Raw genomic sequence first — 23,403 nt, forward strand, 5'->3', positions numbered from 1 at the left:
TAATCTAAAAAAACTTGTTCATATCTAGACATGTACACATTCAATATCTAAATTTCTACGTATGTTATAAATGTACAATAAATAATTATAGAGGTGTTCTTAAATGTGGGGATTTTGTGGTTGCAATCGTAGAAGAGTAGAAAGAGAAGAGGTATCTCCAGCTAGAGATACGAGAGAGTGGGTTGAAGTTCGTAAACCTTGTAATGAATGTAAGGGTGAAAGAGTAATGGCTGAAGTTGAACCAGCTATGACTGAGCGCAAAAGTTGTGGATGTGGAAGAAACAGAAGATCAAATAATAATACAATGGTATCACCTGCAGAAAGCAACTTCTGTGAAAGACAATTAGAAGCAGTAAGAAATGGTTGCGTGGTAAATCCGTTTACTAACTTTAGTCGTTGCAATAGATAAATTAAGATTGAAGAATCTTAATTTGATCTTTACAATATACGAACAATTTTGTTAAGAGGTGTCTATAGGGACATCTCTTTTTTAATTTTTTATTTCATCAATCTCTTATATTAAGACGCTGTAGTTAATTTTCTTGAAATGAATATTTTTTCATTCTATTTTAAAGGGCTTGTACATACGTTTTATTAGAGGTGATTTAATGAGACAATCAATCTATATAAAATCTATTAATCTTAAACGTGTAACGGCAAGTGTCTTTGTAGGCATTGTCTTATTATTTTTGTTAGCGAGTTTATTTGTGACATCAATGAAAAATACGAAATCATATTATGTACATCAATGGTTCGAAAAAATGAGCTATGAAGGGTTTATTAAAGCGTTTGAATATGAAAACGGTCATTTTCGGTCAGGTGACGATTCGAATAAAAATGGACAACCTATCGCTAATATTCTTTTTTCATTTATTACCAATATTAGACTGTACGATCCAAAAAGTTTATTAGTACATGAAATATCAAGCATGACAAAATTTGAAAATAATATTTTAGTTGCTGGAGAAGGAATTGATTTTACGAATCTTCCTATAGAATCAAGCTTAACACTCGATGAGATTAACCAAGATCCAACTGTTAAAGACCCAGTTAATGAACCAATTAAAAATCCAACGAATCCACCATCAAAGACTACAAATGGAAAAGATGTCTTTTTTATTTACCACACACATAGCTGGGAATCATTTTTACCATTAATCCCTGGTGCAAAATCGCCAAATCAAGCTTCTTCTCCAAAAGTAAATGTAAGTTTATTAGGAGAACGATTGAAAAAGAATTTAGAAGCAAATGGAATCGGTGCGATTGACGATAAAACAAATATTGGAGCTGAATTAACGAAAAGAAATTGGAATTGGGGAAGTTCATATAAAATGTCTAGATTGGTAGTACAAGATGCGCTTAATCAAGATCGGAATTTAAATTATCTTATTGACATACATCGTGATGATCAAAGAAAAAATGTGACGACTACTGAAATTAATGGACAAAAATACGCAAAGCTATACTTTATTGTTGGAGTAGAAAACAAAAATTATAGAAAAAACTTAGCGTTAGCTAAAGAATTAAATAGCGAAATTATGAAATTTAACAAAGGTTTAACAAGAGGAATATTTAGTAAAAACTATAAACAAGGAAACGGCGTTTATAACCAAGATTTATCACCACACTCAATATTAATCGAAGTAGGTGGAGTCGATAATACATTACCTGAACTTTATCGAACAATTGACTTACTCTCTGATATATTGACTAAATATTATTGGGATCATCAATAGTGTAGCTAATAAAGGAGACCGAGAAAAGGAAAAACTTTTCATGGTCTTTTTTTTTCTTATTCCTTAAAATCCCAATTCCTAGTTCATTTAAACTCTATTTCATAACCCTCAGTAAATTGTAAAGAATAGATACTAATAATTAGTAAAAACATCAAGATGGAGGATTAGTAATGAAACGAGGAGTTATTATTATACTATTAATGTGCTTAATTGCGACGGCGAAACCGGTAAATACTTTTGCAGTACAAAATGAAGTTCTAGAAGATGCAGTATTATCGATCTTATTTCCTACAATAAATAAACGATTATATAAAATGTTCGGGCCAGGAGAACAATATAATTGTGCGGCACTAACAAATCTAAAAAAGAAATATAAAGGTACATATGTATTTGAAGCAACAATTCAATTAGTAGCATACAAACAAGAGCAACAACCACCTTACACTCTTGTTAAATTTAATTTTACTAATGATGACGGAGAATGGAGTATTCGCTCTGTGACAAAAGAACCGATCCAAACTAAAACGACTTCTTTATGCAGACCGCCTGTATAACAAAACTTGTCAGATTGAACATGCAGATATTGGAAAAAAGTGTAAAAAACATTGGGTAAAAAGAACTGAATTTAGCATTTTTGATGATAAATTTTGTATAAAGTATGATATGATAAAGAAAAAAATTAAAGGTGGCAATATCGTTGGCGGGAATTGATTCAATAAAGGAGATTATCTATATTTATGGTGATAACCATAATCATTGCTTTATAACATCTGGTATTAATTATAAAGAGTTTGTTCAAGGACTTCCTTTTCCTCTTCAAAACATTCTTTTGCTAAAACACGATATTCAATGGTCCGAATTTAATTTAAATTCATCTTTTTATTATGTTGAAAGAGAAGATATTAATCAATTTATATTAGAACATAGCGAACATGACGACCTTTGTTGGATCGACTTTGAAGAATTAGCAGATTTAGATGAGTTAGAACCGAAAGAAATTGCAGAATTATTGTATCTTGCTCATAAAAAAGAACCATTACAAAAACCTTTTATACCAAGATTAAACAATTCATTTGCATACATGAACATAAGTGATGGAATGTATCAAAAAGTATATTATAAACGAACTAATGACTTTATTTTTATGCTTTGTAATGTCATATCATATAAAATTACACAACTTCAAAGAAGAAGTTTAAATATATTTAATCGTTCAAAACAAATTAATCCAATCAATATTAAATTAATGTTGACATTATACCCTTTAATGGAGGATGGATTAATCATTGATCTAAGTGAAAGAGTTGAAAATAGAAAGGTAATTGAAATCCCTATTTTCCGAGTTGATTTTTATTCTGGCGTAGATGAAATTTTAGAAAATGTTGAAGAATATCGTGAGCTCACAAATCAAATTGCTAATTTAACTTATTCAAAGAAAGATGATGAATGGTCTGTCGTTCACATTTAAAGATAAAAACTAATTATCTTTCGATTAAAGATGATGAATGAAGAAGTATAAAAATGGACCTTTAAAGGTGTTTTCAGGTACAGATGAATTATAAAAATTCTCTATTCTGAAAGGGCCCTTAAAGGTCTTTTTTGTTTTATTCATTTTATTGTTAAAGAATTGCACTTAAGACAATTAATAAATTATAGAAAATAGTTACGATAACAGAAAATAATCCAAATCCAATTGCGGTATATCCTAAAGTGGAATGACCTTTCGTTACAGAATATATTCCAAGTGCAATACCAACGATCCCAAATAAAACAGGCATTAAAAATAACGAAAATAGTGAAAAAAATAGAGCTACGTATCCAATAATAATTCCTGCATGAGATTTATCTGAAGTTGTTTCCGAATAAAACACATTCCTTGTGGGATAAAACTCTGCACTATATTCTTCATTTTGATCCTTTGGTAAATTGTGATTACGATTATGTTCTTTCTGCTTTTTATGGCGATACATATCATTACACTCCTTTCTTTTAATGCCTTATCTTTAGTATGTTACTTTGCATTCCGTTGATAAGTAGAAAGTATTAGTAATTTTAAATGATATGATTGAAGAATTTCGAATTTTTGAAAATGAATTATTATTAAAATTGTGCTATAATTTTGATTATAATGAAGTGCAATTGGAGATGAGTAAATGGGTCAAGTTAAGTCTGATTTAGAAATTGCTTTTGAATCAAAAATGAAAAAAATAAACGAAATCGCAGATCATTTAAATCTTTTTGAAGAAGAAGTTGAAAACTATGGGCATTATAAAGCTAAATTATCTTTATCAATTTTAGACCGTTTAAATGAAAATGAAGATGGTAAATTAATCTTAGTAACTTCAATCAATCCAACGCCTGCTGGTGAAGGTAAATCAACGGTCACAGTTGGGCTTGCACAAGCTTTCCATAAAATTGGCAAAAATGCAATCGTTGCATTGCGTGAACCTTCATTAGGACCAACAATGGGTGTAAAAGGCGGTGCAACTGGAGGAGGCTATTCTCAAGTTTTACCTATGGATGACATTAATTTACATTTTAACGGTGATATCCATGCTATTACGACAACAAATAATGCATTAGCAGCATTTATTGATAATCATATCCATCAAGGAAATGAACTTGAAATTGATGTACGTAGAATTACTTGGAAAAGAGTAGTCGATTTAAATGATCGTGCTTTAAGAAATGTCGTGGTTGGTTTAGGTGGTCCATCTGGAGGGGTTCCAAGAGAAGATGGGTTTGATATTACAGTTGCTTCTGAGATCATGGCAGTGCTTTGTTTAGCGACATCAATCCAAGACTTAAAAGAAAGACTTAAACGAATTGTTGTTGCCTATACTATACATAAAACACCAGTAACTGTTGGTGATTTAAAAGTTGAAGGTGCTTTAGCGTTATTACTTAAAGACGCAATTAAACCTAATCTTGTTCAAACGATTGAACACACACCAGCAATTATTCATGGTGGTCCTTTTGCTAATATTGCTCATGGTTGTAACAGTGTGATTGCAACTAAAATGGCGATGAAATTAGGGGAATATGTTATAACGGAAGCTGGTTTTGGGGCAGATTTAGGAGCGGAAAAATTCTTAAATATTAAAACACGAGCTTTAGGTGTTACACCTGATGCAGTTGTGATTGTTGCGACAATTAGAGCATTAAAAATGCATGGTGGAGTAAATAAAAATGAATTGTCTAATGAAAACGTTTTAGCAGTTAAAGATGGCATTCAAAACCTTGAAAAGCATGTAGAAACAGTTCGCAAATTTAAGGTGCCTGTTGTTGTCGCAATTAATAAATTTATTTCTGACACAGAAGAAGAAATAAGCGTATTAAAACAATGGGGACAAGACAATGGAATTGAAATAGTCTTAACAGAAGTTTGGGAACATGGTGGTAAAGGTGGCGTACAACTAGCTGAATCACTTGTTAATATGCTAAAAAATCCTAAAGAAAAATTTAATTATTTATATGAACTATCTGATTCAATTGAAAATAAAATCGAAAAAATCGCAAAAGAAGTATATGGTGCAGACGGAGTAAATATTTCTCCAAAAGCAAAAAAACAAATTTTGGAATTTAATGAAAATGGTTGGGGTAACTTACCTATTTGTATGGCAAAATCTCAATATTCTTTATCAGACCAACCAAGTTTAGTTGGAAGACCATCTGGATTTAAAGTAGAAATAAGAGAACTTAAAGCTTCCGTTGGTGCAGGTTTCATTGTTGCTCTTACTGGTAACGTAATGACAATGCCAGGTTTACCGAAAAAACCAGCTGCATTAAATATGGATGTAGATGAGTTAGGTCAACCAAAAGGATTATTTTAAATATACTTACTAACTCATACTGAAAAATTTATACTCGCATTTAATGCGAGTTTTTTCAGTGTGAGTTAGTGTTTTTTAGGAGAAATTAATAAATGCTTTTATGACAAGTGCAATTTTAGCTATAATATTCTTATTTGGTCTTTATTTTCATGGAAATACTTCTTTTTGAATTTTAGAAGTAGTGGATTAAAATCAAAATTAAATAAAAATTGATCCGATAAAATTTAATCAAATGCTTTTTTATCGGATTTTTTGTGTGTAGTTCGTTTATTATGATACATTAGTGAAAATAAGCGAACTTTAAGAAAACCATCGATTAAAGGAGTTTATAAAATGTTTGATCCAACCGCTTTTGATAATATGAAGGTAATAATAGAAGGACTTATATATGACAAAGATTTAGACGGAGAATATGAAATCGTCGATCGAAATGACTTTGTTAATCTTTCCAAAATGGACCGATTATTTTCAATACAATTTAAAAAATTAAACAAGTCGAACAGGACAACAACTTGCACATTTTCAATGCGTACAACAGCTAGTGAATTATATAATGAATTAATTAATGGAAATACTGAAGTAGGAAGTTATATAGAAATTGAATTTACATTTCCTAAACTAGTAGAAATCGAGATCATTCAAAGAAGTTTAGTTTTATTTCAAAATAAGACAAATGAACAATTCACTCCATTTTATAACATTAAACAATCTATTTTAGATAAAAATACAATAGAATCGTCAATAAATATAAAATTTCAAAATAAAATGACTGAAGATGACTTCGATCTAATAGAAGAATTGGTACATATTACAGAAATAATGTTACAATGGTACGATGAGCAAATATTAAAGGAGATTTAAATGGAACATTTTCAATTACAAGAACAAACAATCTTAAAAATAAAGGCAAATAATATTACGAAATGGACAGCGGTTCAAGAGGAAGCAATCCCTGCAATTTTAGATGGGAACGATGTCATAGCACAATCTCCGACAGGTACTGGTAAGACTCTTGCATATGTTTTACCTTTAATTAATAAGATTGATGAAAAGGAAGAAAATCCACAAATTATCATTATGGCTCCTACTCGGGAACTTGTAATGCAAATTTTTCAAGTAGTTTTAGATTATACACAAAATACAAATATAAAGGCTGCTTCAATTGTTGGTGGAGCTGATATAAAACGTCAAATTGAAAAATTAAAACAGAAGCCTAAAATTATTGTTGGATCACCCGGGCGAATCTCACAATTAATTAAACAGAAAAAATTAAAAATGCATTGTGTTAAGACAATCGTTTTTGATGAAGTAGATGAATTAATTAAAACGGACGATCAAAAAGATTTACCACAAATTGTCAAAGCAACAATGAAAGACCGCCAACTATTATTCTTTTCTGCAACCATCACAAAAGAGGCAATGCAATTTGCAAAGGAAACAAGTTCAAATCTAAAAGAAATTTCGATTGAACAAAGCTTAGAAGGAAATATAATCCATGGGTTTATTCCTTGTGAAGAAAGGGAGAAGCTGGAAATACTTAGAAGAATTGGTTCTGTTCAAAATATGAAAGCAATCGTATTTAGTAATGAACCATTTAAACTTGAAGGATATGCTTCTAAATTAAATTTTAGAGGAATTAAAACGGCGGTTCTGCATTCAAAACTAGGTAAAATGGAAAGAAGTAAAGTTTTAAAGGATCTTCAAATTGGAAAAACAACGTTACTATTTTCAACAGATGTAGCAGCAAGAGGAATTGACCTACAAGAGTTACCTTATGTCATCACACTTGACGTACCAGAAAAAGTTGAACAATATACTCACAGAAGTGGTCGTGTTGGAAGAATGGGTAAACAAGGTACGGTCATAAACTTAGTCACACCTCGAGAGAAAAAGAATTTATTTAGCTTAAGAGGGACGCAAAAATTGTTTTTTGAACAGTTAATGGTTTCACATGGTGAAATACAAAAAGTCGAAATAAAAGAAAAACAACCAAACGAAAATAAATCAAAAGAAAAAAGTACAAAACAAGTTTCAAATCAAAATAAAAAACCTGTTTCAAGTAAAAATAAACCAGTAAAAAAATATAAAAAATAATAAAAACTTCAGCCAATTGGCTGAAGTTTTTATTTTGTTAATTTTTATCCATTGCCAGTACTAACCCCATCGCTGAAACTTCCAGATCTAACTTAATAATCTGGAAAACTGGATGATTTTCATCAATATTCTTATTTTGAAGATCTTTTTTTACATCATTATATAATGATTCTGACAGAATCCTGCTTTTTTCATAAAAAGATTTTTCTTTGTTTTTTTCTATCGTTGAAGAAGTTAATTTTATAAAACGATCTAAATATAGTTTTAAAGACTCATATACAAATTTTGTATCGCTAGTTAATCCATAATGACCGAAGCAAATAGCATCCGGATGAAAATCTTGGATTTTTCTTGATGAACTTAACGTTGCTTCGTATGAAAATTGATTAGGTGATGTTGATGGTAAAATAAACGTACCGATTTCCTTTTGAAGCTGTGGATAATATATACCTAATGTATCTCCTGTAAACATAAATTTACTAGAAGAATCGAAAATTGAAATATGATGATTAGCATGACCTGGAGTATGTAAAAATGTTAGTTTACGATTTTTACCTATAACAAGCTCCTCACCATCGGCTACTTGATAAATTTTAGTAGCGTCTATTGGCAGAATTGGATTAAATAAACGATCAAAATCATCACCATAAACTTGCTTTGCACTTGCAATTAATTTTGTCGGATCTTCTAGATGTCGAGCTCCCTTTGGATGGACAAAAAGAGTGGCATTTTGACATTTTTCCATAAGTAGGCCTGCTCCACCTGAATGATCTAAATGAATATGCGTTACGATAACATTTTTAATTCTGTCTAATGAAATTTGTAGCTCTTTTAAACCTTGTAATAAATAATCGTGGGAAGGGGTAGCACTTGTTTCAATGATTGTAATATCTTCATCTAATATAATATAGCTACCCGTTCGTTCTTGAAGCGATAAATCATATAAATCAATCAAATATGTATTAAATCCTAAATCTTGCACAGTCTTACCTCCATTCTTTTGTTAAAAGGTGAAGAAGTTTGTTTAATTTAACTATAATTTAAATATTAATAGGTTTGAAGGTTTTTTTCAAAATATAGTTATTAGAATAGACTTTTTGATGGAAAATAATTACTATTAACAGTATAAGGAAGTAGGAGGAATGTGAAATGAGTATTTATGATTTTAAAGTCAAAGATAGCAAGGGCGAAGATGTATCTCTCTCAAAATATAAAGATAAAGTGATAATTGTTGTAAATACTGCAAGTGCATGTGGATATACTCCTCAATATAAAGATTTACAAGCTTTATATGAAGAATATAAAGAAGATGGATTAGAAATTCTTGGGTTTCCATGTAATCAATTTATGAATCAAGAACCAGGTTCAAATGAAGAAATTCAAAGCTTTTGTGAGTTGAACTTTGGTGTAACCTTTCCTATATTCGGAAAAATTGATGTAAATGGTGAGAAAGCAGATCCATTATTTAAATATTTAAGCTCAGAAGCTCCTGGTATTATGGGCTTAAAATCAATAAAATGGAATTTTACTAAATTTATTATTGATAAAAATGGTGAAGTCATTGAACGATTTGCTCCTCAAACAAATCCTCAAGAGATGAGAGCAACAATTGAGAAATTATTAAAAGCTTAAGAATCTTTTTTTCATAAATACCTAAATAGAATTTATCAATTAAATCTTGATAAGTAAGTTGTGTCTCAGTGATTTCCACTACAGGTTGCTCGCTTTCCATGGGGCGAGATTCTTTAGCCTCCTTAGCGTTGCCCTTGCGGGGTCTCAGCCTTCCCGCATCTCCTGTAGGAGTCGAGCAACCTTTCGTTCCAATCAAGTTCTTGATGGAAAATAATAATCTTAAAAACATTAGAATACTCAATTGAACGAATGAATTAAACATATTCTTCAACATCAAATTGAATTTAATGGTGACAAATTATACAACTTTGTAAATATAGATTGTAAAATAGAATATATTTTTAATTGTGACTACAATAAATATCAACAATCTGAAACCTTCACAAAAAGTGAAGGTTTTTTTGTAAATTAATCACTACTTTACCTATAAATGTTTTACGGTGATAGAAAAATGATATAATATCACTAGTCGATTTATGGAGGTACGAGTATGAATCAACAGGAAATCATATTACAATTAGAAAATTATGTTCGAAATCTTCATCAAGGTGATAGTTCTGGCCATGACTGGTATCATATTGATCGAGTTAGAAACTTAGCTGTACATATTGCTCAAAAAGAAAATGCAAATCAATTTATCGTAGAATGTGCTGCATTAGTACACGATGTCATAGATGATAAATTACATGATGATCTTGAAGCTCAAAAAATTCAATTAGAATCTGTTCTAAATGAATTATTAAATAGCAATGAAGACGTAAACGCAGTCATGTATATAATTGAAAATATCTCCTTTAAAGGAGGAAATGGGGTTATTCCAACCTCTTTAGAAGGTAAAATTGTACAAGATGCTGATCGCTTGGATGCAATCGGAGCAATTGGCGTTGCGAGAACATTTGCTTACGGGGGTAAAAAAGGTCGTAGTATGTTTAACCCAGAATTTAAAATAAGAGAAAACATGACGATCGAAGAATATAGAAGTGACAAAAGTTCCTCTTTACATCACTTCTATGAAAAAATATTGAAACTAAAAGACTTAATGAATACAAATACAGCATTAGAATTGGCAGAAGAAAGACATCTATTTGTAGAAAAATTCATCGATCAATTTATGAAAGAGTGGAATTTTAAAATATGAAGATTTTAAGTGTAGAGAATTTAATTAAAACTTACGGGGAAAAAACTTTATTCGATAAAATTTCATTTACCGTAAGCGAAGGACAGAAAATTGGATTACTAGGTATAAATGGGACTGGTAAATCAAGTTTATTAAAAATTATTGCTGGTGTCGAATCAGCTGATGAAGGAAAAATTACGACTCCAAAAGATTATGTAATAAGTTATTTGCCTCAACATGAAGATTTTGATAAAAAGCAAACGATTCTTGAAGCGGTATTTGAGAGTGACGATAAAGTAATGGTTTTAGTAAAATCATATGAAAAAACATTACAAGCACTTGGAGAAGATCCATCTAATCAAGGATTACAAAATGAATTACTAAAATTACAAGGTGAAATGGATTCATTAAATGGTTGGGATTTAGAAGCAAATGCTAAGACCATTTTATCGAAATTAGGTTTATCGAATTTAAATTTAGATGTTTCATTACTTTCAGGTGGTCAGAAAAAAAGAGTAGCCTTAGCAAAAGCATTAATCCATCCATGTGATTTATTAATTTTAGATGAGCCTACGAACCATTTAGACTATGAATGCATCGTATTTTTACAAGAATACATAAAAAGACTACAAAACGCAGTATTATTTGTAACGCATGATCGTTATTTCTTAGATGAAGTTACTACAGCCTTATTAGAGCTATCTAATAGTAATATTTATCGCTATGAAGGAAACTATCAGTATTATATTGAACAAAGAGCTGCTCGAGAAGAGCAAGAGGCAGCTACTAATGAAAAAAGAAACAATTTATTTAGAAGAGAATTAGCTTGGATGCGCAGAGGGGCAAAAGCTAGAACAACTAAACAAAAAGCTCGTATTCAACGATTTGATGAGCTTTCAGGAAAACTCAATAATCAAGAAAAAGTTGAATTAGAAATGAACTTTCAACAAACTCGTTTAGGTAAGAAAGTTGTTGAATTTATAAATGTAAATAAGTCCTTTAATGATAAAAAAATATTAGATAATTTTAACTTACTTTTACTCCAAACTGATCGTATCGGCATAATTGGTGAAAACGGTGCAGGTAAAACAACTTTATTGAAAATGCTTGTTGGAGAAGAAAAAGTTGATTCTGGTGAAATTGAAATAGGGCAAACAGTTAAAGTTGCGTACTATACACAAATTCAAGAAAATGTGAATCCAACTATGCGAATGATTGATTATATTAAGGAAGAAGCAGAAGTCATTCATACACCAGATGGAAAGACAATATCAGCTTCACAAATGCTTGAAACATTCTTATTCCCTTCTCAAATGCACGGAGTACAATTAGGAAAACTTTCAGGTGGCGAAAAAAGAAGACTTTATTTATTAAGACTCTTAATGACTGCTCCAAATTTATTATTACTTGATGAGCCAACAAACGATTTAGATATTGATACGTTAACGGTTTTAGAAGACTATATTGAGAATTTTAGTGGAGTAGTAGTTACCGTATCACATGATCGTTATTTCTTAGATAAAGTGACAAATAAATTATTAATTTTTGAAGGTGAAGGGAAAATTTCATCTACATTAGAAAGCTACACTGATTATTTAGAACGACAATCTATTGAAAAACGTGAAGTTGAAGTTGTAAAAGAGACAATTGAGAAACCAGTTTATCAAAAAGAGCAAAAGAAAAAGCGATTAACTTATCAAGAACAAAAAGAATGGGATTCTATTGAATCTGATATTGAAAAACTGGAAAATGAAATTGAGCAACTAAATGAAAAATTACAAGGTGTAGGTTCTAATTTTGATGAAGCTTATAAACTTTCAAAAGAGATTGAGGAAAAAGAAGCTCAACTAGAACAGAAAATGGAGCGTTGGTCTGTTTTAAGTGATTTAGTTGAAAGTTTAAAGTAGTTTATTAATTTTGAGTTTTGGCATACGATGTCATCTTACTACTTGAGTTTTTTTCTCTCATAATGAACTTTTATAAATAAATGTTTACATAAATTACTATTTTCCTCTTTTTACGAACTTACAATAATTTTGTATTGTAGAAAAAAATAAAGGAGATGGTAAGAATGATAAATAATGTTGTATTAGTAGGAAGATTAACGAAAGAGCCAATTTTACAAACTACACCGAATGGTAGGAAAACAACTTTTATTAATATTGCTACGAATGTTTATTCAGATTACTTGAAAAAAACTAGAACGAATTATGTATCTGTTAGATTATGGGGCCCTATCGCTGAATACGCTTCAAAAAAAGCAAAAAAAGGGATGGAAGTATCTATTGAAGGTATTATAAAAACTTCAAGTTATGTAAAGGAATCAGAAAAGCCTATTTATGTGACGGAAATAAAAGTGGAGAAATTTCACCTATTTACTCGTCGATCTGAAGAGTTAACTCACAACGCATTCGAATCTAGTACAAATGACTTTGAAGAATTCGTTAAAGCATTACAATAGTGAGTTTTTCCTCTTTTTGATAGAATGGACTAAATAACAAGAAGAGGAGATTAATATGAAAATTAAGTCTATCGAACCTACACCTAGCCCTAATACAATGAAAGTGTTATTAGACGAGGAATTGCCATCAGGAAGTAGAAATCATTATTCTATTGATAATATTGAGAAGGCACCATTAATAATTCAAGAAATATTAGGAATAGAAGGAATCAAAAATGTCTATCACGTAGCAGATTTCATTGCTATTGATCGTAAGTCAAATGCAAATTGGCAAACCATTTTGCTTCAAGTCAGAAATGTATTTGGTGAAGAAATAAATGATGAAGCTACTAATGAAACGATCATTGATAACCATTTTGGAGAGGTACAAGTATTTGTTCAAATGTATCATAATATACCAATGCAATTGAAATTAATTGTAAATGGTGAAGAACAAAGAGCAGCTCTACCTCCATTCTATAAAGAAGCAATTATGAAACTAACAACATCGGCATCAAATGTTGTATTTGAAAGACAGTGGATTGATTATGGAATTCGTTATGGTGAATTAGCAACAATTGAGAAAGAAATTATTGATGAATTAACGGCTACTCACACTGAAAACGATATTAAGAATATCGTGAACGAAGTAATGACGAATGATGTATCTAATGATGAGAAAAAAGAAGTACCTAAATTTGAACCTTTTACGGCAGATATTTTTGAAGAAAAAGATTGGAAAAAAAGATATGCAAGATTTGTTAAAATTGATCCTACGATTGAAGATTTACCTTTACTAGCAATCGCCTTAAAAGATGAACATGTTTCAATAAGAAGATTGGCTACAGCTTATTTAGGTATGTTAAAATCAAAATTAGTGTTACCTTATTTATATGAGGCTTTAAAAGATAAGGCAGTCGGTGTAAGACGAATTGCTGGAGATTGTTTATCAGACTTAGGATTTGAAGAAGCAATGCCTGCCATGATTGAAGCTTTAAAAGATCCTAGTAAATTAGTTAGATGGCGTGCAGCAATGTTTCTTTTTGAACTAGGTGATGAAAGTGCAATTCCAGCATTAAAAGCTGCATTAGAAGATCCAGAATTCGAAGTGAAATTACAAGTTCAGCTTGCTTTACATCGAATTGAAAATGGAGAGGAAGCACTAGGTTCAGTTTGGAAACAAATGACTGAACGTAATAAAATAGAAAATGATAAAGGAGAAACAAACGAATGAATGCATATGATGAGTACATGAAAGGGATCGTAAAGCCAATGAGAGAGGAATTAACCTCAAATGGTTTTACAGAATTAACTACTGCAGAAGAGGTTGAGTCATTTATGAATGAATTAAATGATACAGCTTTTTTTGTAATCAATTCAGTATGTGGTTGTGCTGCTGGACTTGCTAGACCTTCTGCAGTTCAAGCTGTTAATGAATCAGAGAAAAAACCTGCAAATGTTATGACAGTATTTGCCGGACAAGATAAAGACGCTACTGCAAAGTTAAGAGAATATTTAGCTGACTTCCCACCTTCTTCACCATCAATGGCAGTATTTAAAGGTAAAGAAGTAGTAGGATTTATTCCTCGTGAGCAAATCGAAGGGTCAACTCCTGAAGATATTAAAGCAAGAATTCTATCGATATTTGCACAAATGTAAAAAAGAGGATACTTCCTCTTTTTTTCTTAATTAAGGAGACATATGATTATTACAACTTGCTTAAGGCCAGATGTTTATTTAGAAAAGGAAGCAGAGAGCATTGCTTCAGACTTAAATGGACAGCTAATCCTCCGGAAAGAATGTAGCATTGAAGAAATCTATGATAAATTTAAAAGTCCTATACTTGTTTTAGGTAAAAATAGATTAGAATGGTATGAGGATGATCGAGCAATTCCATATTTTTTTCACCCAAACTCCTCAGTTTTTAGAATTAGACGATTGATGAAGGGGGAACATGACCCATTTTGTGACGCTTGTTTACTAACAAAAGGCGATTCTCTACTAGACTGTACTCTTGGAATGGCTTCAGATAGTATTGTTGCAAGTTACGTTGTAGGCGATAAAGGTAAAGTTGTAGGCTTGGAGAAAAATGAAATTATTGCTTACTTAACTAAAAGAGGATTAAAAACAAATAAACAAAACATTTTAGATTGGTCGAATATCATTAACAAAATTGAAGTGAAAAATATAGATTATAAAACTTATTTGAAGTCACTTCCTAATCAATCTTTTGATATTGTTTATTTTGATCCGATGTTTGAAAGAAATATCGAAGCTTCTTCGGGTATTGCAGCATTGAAAAATTTAGCATCATATGATGACCTAACACATGAAGTAATCACCCAAGCTAAGCGTATTGCTAAAAAAAGAGTAGTGTTGAAAGATCATTTTAGAAGTGAAAGATTTAAAAAATATGGATTTAATCAATTAATTCGAAAATCATCAGAATTTCATTTTGGCTATATTGAAATAAATAAAGAGGATTAATTAAGAATTTAAAATACATAATTAGGAGGTCAGGTATGAAACAATACTTAGATTTATGTAAACACGTATTAGACAATGGCATGACAAAAACAGACCGGACTGGAACAGGAACAATTAGTACATTCGGTTATCAAATGCGATTTAATCTTCAAGATGGCTTCCCTTTAGTAACAACTAAGAAAGTTCATTTAAAATCAATCATCCATGAATTATTATGGTTTTTAAAAGGCGACACGAATATTCAATATTTAAAGGAAAATGGTGTTCGTATTTGGAATGAGTGGGCAGATGAAAATGGTAATTTGGGACCTGTATATGGTGAACAATGGAGATCATGGAAGACTTGTGACGGCTCAACAATTGATCAAATTACAGAAGTTATTAATCAAATAAAAACGAATCCAGATTCTCGAAGATTGATTGTTTCTGCGTGGAATGTTGGAGAACTTGATAAGATGGCTTTAGCGCCATGTCATTGTTTTTTCCAGTTCTATGTAAATGATGGGAAACTTTCTTGTCAGCTTTATCAGCGTTAATTCTGAGCGCCTTTACAGAGTAATCTGTACCGAAAACCTTGCTAAACGGGGAAACTCTTAAATAAAGACAATCCCGTGCTAAATTTATTCTTATGTGACGAAAAGAATAATAAATGCCTAACGACTATCCATTTATGGAGTAGGGTGCAAGTGATTGGCACCCGAAATGCAAGGGACCTTTATGAGGTCGTGATATAGTCTCATCTGCATGGTGACATGTAGCAGTTCTTTTTAAGAACGGGCCAAGTGTAACGAACTTGGTTGAAGATCTTGTCAGCTGACATTTTTTTAGGAGTACCGTTTAATATCGCATCTTATGCACTATTAACAATGATGATTGCTCAAGTATGTGATTTAGAATTAGGTGATTTTGTACATACATTTGGTGATGCACATATCTATACAAATCATCTTGAACAAATTAAATTACAACTTACTAGAGAACCACATAAATTACCAAAAATGAAGTTAAATACTGACATTAAAAACATTTTTGATTTTAAATTTGAGGATTTTACATTAGAAGATTATGAATGTCATCCTGCGATCAAAGGGGTAGTAAGTGTATGATTGCTGCACTAGTTGCGATGTCAGAAAACAATGTAATCGGCTTAAATAACCAAATGCCTTGGCATCTTCCACAAGAGCTTGCTTACTTTAAAAAAGTAACAACTGGGTATACAATTATTATGGGAAGAAAAACGTTTGATTCGATTGGCAGACCGCTTCCAAACCGTGAAAACATCGTTGTGACAAGACAAAAGGATTTTCATGCAGAAGGTGTTACAGTCATAAATGATGTAGTAAGTTATATAGAAGAAAATAAACATAAAGATTTATTTATAATAGGTGGAGCTGAAATTTTTAAGTTAACATTCCCATATTTAGATACACTTTATATAACTGAAATTGAACATAACTTTGAAGGCGACACTTTCTTTCCGAATTTTTCAAAAGAAGATTGGACTATTAAATCTGTTTCGGATGTACAAGTCGATGAAAAATCAAAAATTAAATATAGATATTTTGTTTATGAAAAAAAGTGTTGACATCTTGAATTAGAGATATTATTATGAGATTAAGGGATTTGGTTATCCCTTAATTTTAAAATATAAATCTCGAATTAAAGATAATTAAAACTGAGGGGAAGATGTTTAAGATGAAAAAATTACTTTATATTACTGCAAATCCAAATGCAATTGAAAATTCATTTGGTCTATCTGTTGGGGAAGCATTTATTAATGAATACAAAAAAGAAAATCCTGAAAATGAAGTTATTCATTTTGATTTATTTAAAGAAAATGTTCCTATGTTAGATGGAAATGTATTTGATGCATGGGGCAAATTAGCAAATGGTACAGCTTTTGAAGAATTAAGTGCTGATCAACAAGCTACTTTAGCTGCTATGAATCGTAACTTAGAAATTTTCACTGAAGCTGATGAGTATGTATTTGTTACTCCATTCTGGAACTTTAGTTTTCCATCAGTTGTAAAAAACTTTATTGATAATATTTCAGTAGCTGGCAAAACATTTAAATATACTGAAAATGGTCCAGTTGGTTTACTTGAAAATAAAAAAGCTTTACACATCCAAGCAAGTGGTGGCGTTTATTCAGAAGGTCCTGCAGCTGGAGTTAACTTCTCTAGCCCATACTTAACAACAATTTTAAACTTTGTAGGTGTGACTGATGTAACGACATTATACGTTGAAGGTATGGCTGCAATGCAAGATAAAGCACAAGAAATTAAAGCAAATGCAATTGAAAAAGCGAAAGTTCTTGCTGCAGAATTCAGTAGTGCAAAAGTTTCGAACTAAAGATTCACTAAATAAAGGGATTGGCAAATAAAAGCCGATTCTTTTTTTATTCTAGTTTTTATTAAATAATCAGGATGGATAATACTTTTCAAGTGGTTGGGCATTTTGTATAATAATTAACATACTCAATTATCGGAGGATTATTATGTTTCGCACAATATTTGCTGCAACACGAATTGTCATTGGTGTAATTGAAGCAAAGCTAAAATTATCATCAGTAAAAAAAATACCAAAGGAATTACCTGTACATGAAAAAGATCGTATAATGCATCAATTTCCTGATTATTTTGGGAAAATGATGATTGGTTGTACTGGTAGTAAAGTAAAGGTTGAAGGGATCGAAAATATTCCTAGAGACGAGGGAGTCCTATTTGTAAGTAATCATCAAAGTAATTTTGATATTCCATTATTATTAGGATATTTAAATAAGCCTATAGGATTCATTGCAAAAATCGAATTAAAAAAACTGCCGATTGTACCAGACTGGATGGAACAAATGCATAGTGTATTTATGGACAGAAAAGATCGAAGACAATCACTTAATGCGATTAAAGAAGGCATAGATAAACTGAAAAATGGCCATTCATTAGTTATTTTTCCAGAAGGTACTAGAAGTAAGGGTAGTCAAATGGGTGAATTTAAATCAGGTAGTCTCCATTTAGCCACAAAATCAGGGGTTCCAGTTATTCCTGTAAGAATTGAAGGGACTTATAATATTTTAGAAGCTAACGGTAATCGAATTAAACCAGCAAATGTCACACTTAAAGTATTCCCACCAATTTATCCTGAAAAAATCGGAATAACAGATCCAAAAGAATTGACTAACTATATTAAAGAGATTATTGAAAACTAAAAGCGCTCATTTAGAATGAGCGCTTCAGTATGTAGACAAAGAACAAAAAATCTGATTTTCAGACTGATTGAAAATGCTTGTCTTTCGAGGTGAGGAGCTTAAGTTACCTTAGACGGTAATGAGCACCGCTCAACAGGAGAAGCAACGAAGAAAGCGAGCGTTTGTCAACAGTCTGAAGCGCTTTTTTTACACAACGAATTTAATAATACAAAAATACATAGATGCACTACCTAATAATACAAATAAATGCCATATTGCATGACTATATGGCCAGCGTTTGATTAGAAAAAAAATTGTACCGATCGAATAAAATATCCCTCCTAATAATAAGTAGAAAAATCCTATTCCAGATAATCCTACATAAATAGGCTTAATTGCAAACATCATTAACCAACCCATTATTAAATAAACAATAGTTGAAAAAAATTCAAACTTATTAACATAAATAAATTTAAAGATTACACCTGAAACTGCTAAACTCCAAATAATTGCAAATAAGGACCAGCCAATCTTCCCTCTTAATGTTACGAGTAAAAATGGTGTATAAGTTCCTGCGATTAATAAATAGATTGCAGAGTGATCTAAAATTGTAAATAGCCTAATTAGCTTTGGGTCCCTTACACTATGAAGTAATGTTGAACAAATATAAAGTAAAAACATAGACAACCCAAAGACTGTAAAAGAAATTAAATGCCAAGGAGTCCCTTTATCCATAGCTTTACAAATTAAATAATATAATGCTGGAATACTCAGTACTGCTCCAATCCCATGAGTAATAGCATTTGCTAATTCTTCTTTCATTGCTCTACTCATAAAAATGCCTCCTATTTTAATTGAATCATTTTTAACTATGAGAGTATTATGAACAAATCTAGAGATTTAATGTTTTCAATATTTTATAGCTGTATGTATATTTTGAACGCTTTTTTTAACAGTTACTAAAAAACAAGAATGATTCATAAAACAGACAGATGTGGTAATCTGAAAATAAAGGAAAAGAAAATTATTAAATCGGAGGTATGTATGTTACTCATAAAAAATGGAGAACTTTTTACACCTAAATCAATCGGCAAAAACGATATTTTAATATCAAACGAAAAAATTGAGTATATTCATGAAGAAATAGATATTACCTCATCTTCGTTACCTATACAAATAGTTGATGCATCTGCCTACTATATTGTGCCTGGCTTCATTGATGCACATGTTCATCTTATTGGTGGCGGTGGTGAAGGTGGCTTTAAAACAAGAACGCCAGAATTATTGTTGTCTGATTGTATTAAAGGAGGAATTACTACTGTAGTAGGAGTAATTGGAACAGATGGGACAACAAGAACAATGGCTAGTCTGCTCGCAAAATGTAGAGCATTGGAAGAAGAGGGGATTACTTCATTTGTCTATACGGGCTCATACCAAACACCTGTCAAAACATTATTTTCCAAAATTGAAGAAGATATCATCCTAATTGATAAGATTATCGGTGTAGGGGAAATAGCCATTTCAGACCATCGATCATCTCAACCGACAAAGGAAGAATTTGCAAGAATAGCCGCACAAGCTCGAAATGGAGGCTTGCTTTCAGGAAAGTCAGGAGTTGTGAATGTACATATAGGCGATAGTAAAAAAATGTTATCAATGATCGAGGAGATTGTCGAAGAAACAGAATTACCAATTACTCAATTCTACCCAACACATATTAATCGCAATAGCTATTTATTTGAAGCAGGAATTCACTTTGCTAAAAAAGGAGGGTTTGTTGACTTTACAACTAGCTCAATCCCACACTTTTTGAATAATGGTGAAGTGAAATGTAGCGTAGGTTTAAAAAGAATGCTAAATTCAGGTGTTAGCATTGATCAAATCACTTTTACCTCTGATGGACAAGGTAGTCTACCTGATTTTGATGAAAATGGTATACTCCGAGGCATGAAGGTTGGAAGAGTAAGTAGTTTATATAACGAAGTAAGAGACGCAATAGTAAGTGAGGGCATCAAGATTGAAGATGCAATAAGTGTAATCACTAAAAACCCAGCCAATATATTAAAATTACAAAAAGGACAAATTAAAAATGGATACGATGCAGATTTAGTTTTCCTAAACAAAACCTCACTAGAAATTGAAACAGTCATTTCAAGAGGAAAAATAATGATGCAAAATAAAGAAGTATTAGTTAAAGGAACATTTGAATAAATAGTAAAACAGGAAGTATCTATTATTTCCTGTTTTTTTATTCAGATCAAAAAAAGCCTCAATTTTCCTACTCAATCTACTTTTCAACGAATAAAACAATAATCGTAAATTCATACTAGAAATAATTGTATTCGAATGAGGTGAATGATTTGTATAAAAAAAAGGCTGCATTAATCCTAATTTCGATCATTGCAGTCGTCATTTCGGCTTGCAGCAATAATCAAGAATATAGTAATACTTTCAAAATCGGAATCGTTTCAAATTCAAATGGAAAATACAACAGTTATTTAGACTCAATTGCAATGAAAGGCATTTCTAGATTTGCAGAAGAGGAAAATTTAATAAAAGATAAGAATTATAAACTCATTTCAACAAATAGTACAAAAGGGTTTGAAAAGAAAATTACAAAAATGGCTGATTCTAATTATGATTTGATAATTGGAATAGGTAATAATTTATCTACTGTATTGAATAAGGTTGCTGAAAACAATAAAAGTACTAAATTCGGTGTGATCGATTCAAGGGTTGAAAAGCCAAATGTAATTAGTATTAATTTTACTGAACAAGATGGAAGTTTTTTAGCCGGAGTAATTGCAGCAATGAAAACAAAAACAAAAAAAATTGGATTTATCGGTGGAGACGACAACCAAATAATAAACAGATATAAATATGGATTTATATCTGGAGTAAAATCAGTAAATAAAGAAATAGAAGTTTTAACAGCCTATTCAAATACTTTTAATGAGCCTAAAACCGGTTCAAGAATTGCAAACGACTTTTTTATGAAAGACGTTGATATTATTTTTCCTGTAGCGGGTTTAACAAGTAAAGGCGTATTTACTTCTGCAAAAAAGATTAGAAGATCAAACCAAAAGGAAGTATGGGTCATAGGAGCTGACCGTAATGAGAATAAAAACGGTTTACCCGAAAACGTTACTCTTTTCTCACTGGTGAAAAGAATTGATCAGGCAGTATATGATCTAGCTAAACAAACAAAATCAAATGAATTTCATGGTGGTAAAACATTAATTTATGGTTTAAATGAAGATGGTATAAAATTAAAAATGGCGGATAATAATGTTGAGGAGCCAATATTAGTAAAGGTTAAAGAATATAAGGAAAAAATTCAAAAAGGTGCTTTAGTGGTACCTAGTAATAAAGAAGAGTATTTACAGTTTAAAGAAAAATTAATTTAACTAGAAAAAATATAAAATAATTTTATTATGTAAACTAAAGTTAAATTATTTATTAAAATTCCTTGAAATTATTTGACGAATGAACAAATTTTTGACAATATTACTATATAAGGAAAGTTTGGTACTTACTTATTAATAGTGAATGGAAGTTGGGGGAAAATAATGGCTAACATAGGTTTTCCAGGTTTAATTTTAATTTTAATTTTAGCATTAATTATATTTGGACCAAAAAAATTACCTGAAATCGGAAGAGCATTTGGAGATACACTTAGAGAATTTAAGCGTTCTACACAAGGTTTAACAAATGATCTTTTAGAAGACAAAGACGAAAAGAAAACCAAATAATTCAGTAAAAAGACTCGGTAAAGTACCGAGTCTTTTCTTTTGGAATAGTTAGTTTCATCTCACCTATCTAGTCTCTTTAATATCTTAAAACTCTCATCATGTCAATATGATTTTTTAAAGAAATAGTGAAATTTTAATGGAACTTTAATATTTACTGTTAACTGATAATAAAAATGATATAATGAATTTGCTTTGCAAAATTTGTAGAATTTTAGAAGAAAGATGTGAATTGATTGGCAAATATAAAGATTGTAACTGACTCAACGGCCGACTTATTAAAAGAAGAAATAGAAAATTTAAATATAACAGTCATTCCTTTAACTATACAGATAAATGGTGGTACTTATTTAGATGGAGTTAATATCTCTCCAAAACAATTTATTGATGAAATGCAACAATCAGCTGAATTGCCTAAGACATCTCAACCAGCCGTAGGAAAATTTGTTGAAACATTTGAAAAATTGACAGCCGATGGAAGTAAAGTCATTTCAATTCACTTATCAAGTGGTTTAAGTGGTACTTATTCAACTGCTTGTGTTGCTGCGGGGATGGTTGAAGGGGATGTAACCGTTATCGATTCTGCTTTTATTACAAGAGCAATGGCTTTTCAAGTGATCGAGGCAGCACAAATGGCTGAAAACGGATCCACAGTTGAAGAAATTGTGAACCGACTTAAGGAAATTAAAAATAGTACGTATTTATATATTATGGTAGATACACTTGAAAATTTAGTTAAAGGCGGTAGAATTGGTAAAGGTAAAGCATTTATTGGTTCTTTATTAAATATTAAACCGATTGCATCACTTGAGGGTGGCGTTTATTCTCCAGTTGGTAAAGTGCGTAGCCATCAACAAGTCGTAAAAACTTTAACGAAATATTTTGAACAAGACACACTCGGAAAAACGATTAAAGGTGTAGCTATTGCACATGCAGATGCTATAGAGCTTGCAGAGAATCTTAGAAATTCAATTCAACTACTAACGAACATTGAATTAGATGAATCTAATTATACAACGCCAGTAATTAGTACCCATACAGGAAAAGGAGCTATTGGGTTCGTCTTTTATGCCGAATAGATTATTTACCATATGAAAAAAGAAGAAGCATAAATAAAATGTACCCTATAGA

General features: G+C 31.0%; 25 protein-coding genes and 1 pseudogene. 23 read left to right on the top strand and 3 right to left on the bottom strand.

Features of this window, described 5'->3' with window-relative positions; translation table 11 throughout:
* The first annotated feature begins 103 nt into the window (after window positions 1-103).
* From CN925_RS13805 to CN925_RS13820, 4 genes are all read left to right on the top strand, one after another.
* Entirely contained in the window at window positions 104-409 is a 306-nt protein-coding gene (locus CN925_RS13805; RefSeq protein ID WP_098846804.1) for a hypothetical protein, read from the top strand.
* Window positions 410-608: 199 nt separating this feature from the next.
* Window positions 609-1,736 carry a stage II sporulation protein P gene (gene spoIIP / locus CN925_RS13810; RefSeq protein ID WP_286138350.1) on the top strand — a complete coding sequence of 376 codons (1,128 nt, stop codon included), beginning with the start codon at window positions 609-611 and terminating at the stop codon, window positions 1,734-1,736.
* Between the two features lie 170 nt (window positions 1,737-1,906).
* Complete coding sequence (locus CN925_RS13815) at window positions 1,907-2,290, top strand: DUF3888 domain-containing protein (RefSeq protein ID WP_098846805.1); 384 nt, start codon at window positions 1,907-1,909, stop codon at window positions 2,288-2,290.
* A gap of 143 nt (window positions 2,291-2,433) precedes the next feature.
* Window positions 2,434-3,204: an oxalate:formate antiporter gene (locus CN925_RS13820; RefSeq protein ID WP_098846806.1), complete on the top strand. Its 771-nt coding sequence runs from the start codon at window positions 2,434-2,436 to the stop codon at window positions 3,202-3,204.
* Window positions 3,205-3,355: 151 nt separating this feature from the next.
* Here CN925_RS13820 and CN925_RS13825 read toward each other — a convergent pair whose 3' ends face one another.
* Complete coding sequence (locus CN925_RS13825; protein ID WP_098846807.1) at window positions 3,356-3,706, bottom strand: permease; 351 nt, start codon at window positions 3,704-3,706, stop codon at window positions 3,356-3,358.
* 183 nt (window positions 3,707-3,889) lie between these two features.
* On the opposite strand from CN925_RS13825, the gene CN925_RS13830 reads away from it, so the two are divergent.
* The 3 genes from CN925_RS13830 (at window position 3,890) to CN925_RS13840 (ending at window position 7,663) form a co-directional block, all read left to right on the top strand.
* Window positions 3,890-5,569, top strand: a complete 1,680-nt coding sequence (locus tag CN925_RS13830; RefSeq protein ID WP_098846808.1) for a formate--tetrahydrofolate ligase — start codon at window positions 3,890-3,892, stop codon at window positions 5,567-5,569.
* Between the two features lie 333 nt (window positions 5,570-5,902).
* Window positions 5,903-6,430, top strand: coding sequence for a hypothetical protein (locus CN925_RS13835; RefSeq protein ID WP_098846809.1), 528 nt, complete (start codon window positions 5,903-5,905; stop codon window positions 6,428-6,430).
* The gene (locus tag CN925_RS13840; protein ID WP_098846810.1) at window positions 6,431-7,663 is read left to right on the top strand and encodes a DEAD/DEAH box helicase; all 1,233 of its coding nucleotides are present in this window, start codon (window positions 6,431-6,433) and stop codon (window positions 7,661-7,663) included.
* A 37-nt stretch (window positions 7,664-7,700) separates the two neighbouring features.
* On the opposite strand, the gene CN925_RS13845 is transcribed toward CN925_RS13840, so the two are convergent.
* Window positions 7,701-8,645 carry an MBL fold metallo-hydrolase gene (locus tag CN925_RS13845; protein WP_098846811.1) on the bottom strand — a complete coding sequence of 315 codons (945 nt, stop codon included), beginning with the start codon at window positions 8,643-8,645 and terminating at the stop codon, window positions 7,701-7,703.
* A gap of 167 nt (window positions 8,646-8,812) precedes the next feature.
* Between CN925_RS13845 and CN925_RS13850 the strand changes: the two genes are divergently transcribed.
* The 12 genes and pseudogenes from CN925_RS13850 (at window position 8,813) to CN925_RS13905 (ending at window position 18,544) form a co-directional block, all read left to right on the top strand.
* Entirely contained in the window at window positions 8,813-9,295 is a 483-nt protein-coding gene (locus tag CN925_RS13850) for a glutathione peroxidase (RefSeq protein WP_098846812.1), read from the top strand.
* A gap of 490 nt (window positions 9,296-9,785) precedes the next feature.
* On the top strand, window positions 9,786-10,433 hold the full coding sequence (locus CN925_RS13855; protein ID WP_098846813.1) for an HD domain-containing protein: 648 nt from the start codon (window positions 9,786-9,788) through the stop codon (window positions 10,431-10,433).
* On the top strand, window positions 10,430-12,319 hold the full coding sequence (locus CN925_RS13860; RefSeq protein WP_098846814.1) for an ABC-F family ATP-binding cassette domain-containing protein: 1,890 nt from the start codon (window positions 10,430-10,432) through the stop codon (window positions 12,317-12,319). Before CN925_RS13855 ends, CN925_RS13860 begins: the two co-directional genes overlap by 4 nt.
* A 164-nt stretch (window positions 12,320-12,483) precedes the next feature.
* Window positions 12,484-12,873: a single-stranded DNA-binding protein gene (locus CN925_RS13865; RefSeq protein WP_180232960.1), complete on the top strand. Its 390-nt coding sequence runs from the start codon at window positions 12,484-12,486 to the stop codon at window positions 12,871-12,873.
* Between the two features lie 55 nt (window positions 12,874-12,928).
* Entirely contained in the window at window positions 12,929-14,086 is a 1,158-nt protein-coding gene (locus CN925_RS13870) for a conserved virulence factor C family protein (RefSeq protein ID WP_098846816.1), read from the top strand.
* On the top strand, window positions 14,083-14,511 hold the full coding sequence (locus CN925_RS13875) for a BrxA/BrxB family bacilliredoxin (protein ID WP_098846817.1): 429 nt from the start codon (window positions 14,083-14,085) through the stop codon (window positions 14,509-14,511). Before CN925_RS13870 ends, CN925_RS13875 begins: the two co-directional genes overlap by 4 nt.
* A gap of 42 nt (window positions 14,512-14,553) precedes the next feature.
* Window positions 14,554-15,339, top strand: coding sequence for a class I SAM-dependent methyltransferase (locus tag CN925_RS13880; RefSeq protein ID WP_098846818.1), 786 nt, complete (start codon window positions 14,554-14,556; stop codon window positions 15,337-15,339).
* Between the two features lie 35 nt (window positions 15,340-15,374).
* A pseudogene (thyA, locus tag CN925_RS13885) lies at window positions 15,375-15,872 on the top strand (thymidylate synthase); the annotation flags it as partial.
* A 273-nt stretch (window positions 15,873-16,145) separates the two neighbouring features.
* Window positions 16,146-16,445, top strand: coding sequence for a thymidylate synthase (gene thyA, locus CN925_RS13890; RefSeq protein ID WP_483295198.1), 300 nt, complete (start codon window positions 16,146-16,148; stop codon window positions 16,443-16,445).
* Window positions 16,442-16,924: a dihydrofolate reductase gene (locus CN925_RS13895; RefSeq protein ID WP_098846819.1), complete on the top strand. Its 483-nt coding sequence runs from the start codon at window positions 16,442-16,444 to the stop codon at window positions 16,922-16,924. The genes thyA (CN925_RS13890) and CN925_RS13895 overlap by 4 nt, the downstream gene beginning before the upstream one ends.
* 110 nt (window positions 16,925-17,034) lie before the next feature.
* On the top strand, window positions 17,035-17,691 hold the full coding sequence (locus tag CN925_RS13900) for an FMN-dependent NADH-azoreductase (protein WP_098846820.1): 657 nt from the start codon (window positions 17,035-17,037) through the stop codon (window positions 17,689-17,691).
* 145 nt (window positions 17,692-17,836) lie between these two features.
* Window positions 17,837-18,544, top strand: coding sequence for a lysophospholipid acyltransferase family protein (locus CN925_RS13905; protein ID WP_098846821.1), 708 nt, complete (start codon window positions 17,837-17,839; stop codon window positions 18,542-18,544).
* 186 nt (window positions 18,545-18,730) lie between these two features.
* Here CN925_RS13905 and trhA read toward each other — a convergent pair whose 3' ends face one another.
* On the bottom strand, window positions 18,731-19,357 hold the full coding sequence (trhA, locus tag CN925_RS13910; RefSeq protein WP_098846822.1) for a PAQR family membrane homeostasis protein TrhA: 627 nt from the start codon (window positions 19,355-19,357) through the stop codon (window positions 18,731-18,733).
* 210 nt (window positions 19,358-19,567) lie between these two features.
* Here trhA and iadA point away from each other — a divergent pair, with 210 nt between their 5' ends.
* From iadA to CN925_RS13930, 4 genes are all read left to right on the top strand, one after another.
* Window positions 19,568-20,734: a beta-aspartyl-peptidase gene (gene iadA / locus CN925_RS13915; RefSeq protein WP_098846823.1), complete on the top strand. Its 1,167-nt coding sequence runs from the start codon at window positions 19,568-19,570 to the stop codon at window positions 20,732-20,734.
* A gap of 149 nt (window positions 20,735-20,883) precedes the next feature.
* On the top strand, window positions 20,884-21,930 hold the full coding sequence (locus CN925_RS13920) for a BMP family lipoprotein (RefSeq protein WP_098846824.1): 1,047 nt from the start codon (window positions 20,884-20,886) through the stop codon (window positions 21,928-21,930).
* A gap of 159 nt (window positions 21,931-22,089) precedes the next feature.
* Window positions 22,090-22,275, top strand: a complete 186-nt coding sequence (locus CN925_RS13925; protein ID WP_098846827.1) for a twin-arginine translocase TatA/TatE family subunit — start codon at window positions 22,090-22,092, stop codon at window positions 22,273-22,275.
* 233 nt (window positions 22,276-22,508) lie between these two features.
* Window positions 22,509-23,351, top strand: coding sequence for a DegV family protein (locus CN925_RS13930; RefSeq protein WP_098846825.1), 843 nt, complete (start codon window positions 22,509-22,511; stop codon window positions 23,349-23,351).
* Window positions 23,352-23,403: the final 52 nt, after the last annotated feature.

The organism is Bacillus sp. AFS055030 (genome assembly GCF_002574545.1).
In the GTDB taxonomy this organism is placed as follows: Bacteria; Bacillota; Bacilli; order Bacillales; family Bacillaceae_G; genus Gottfriedia.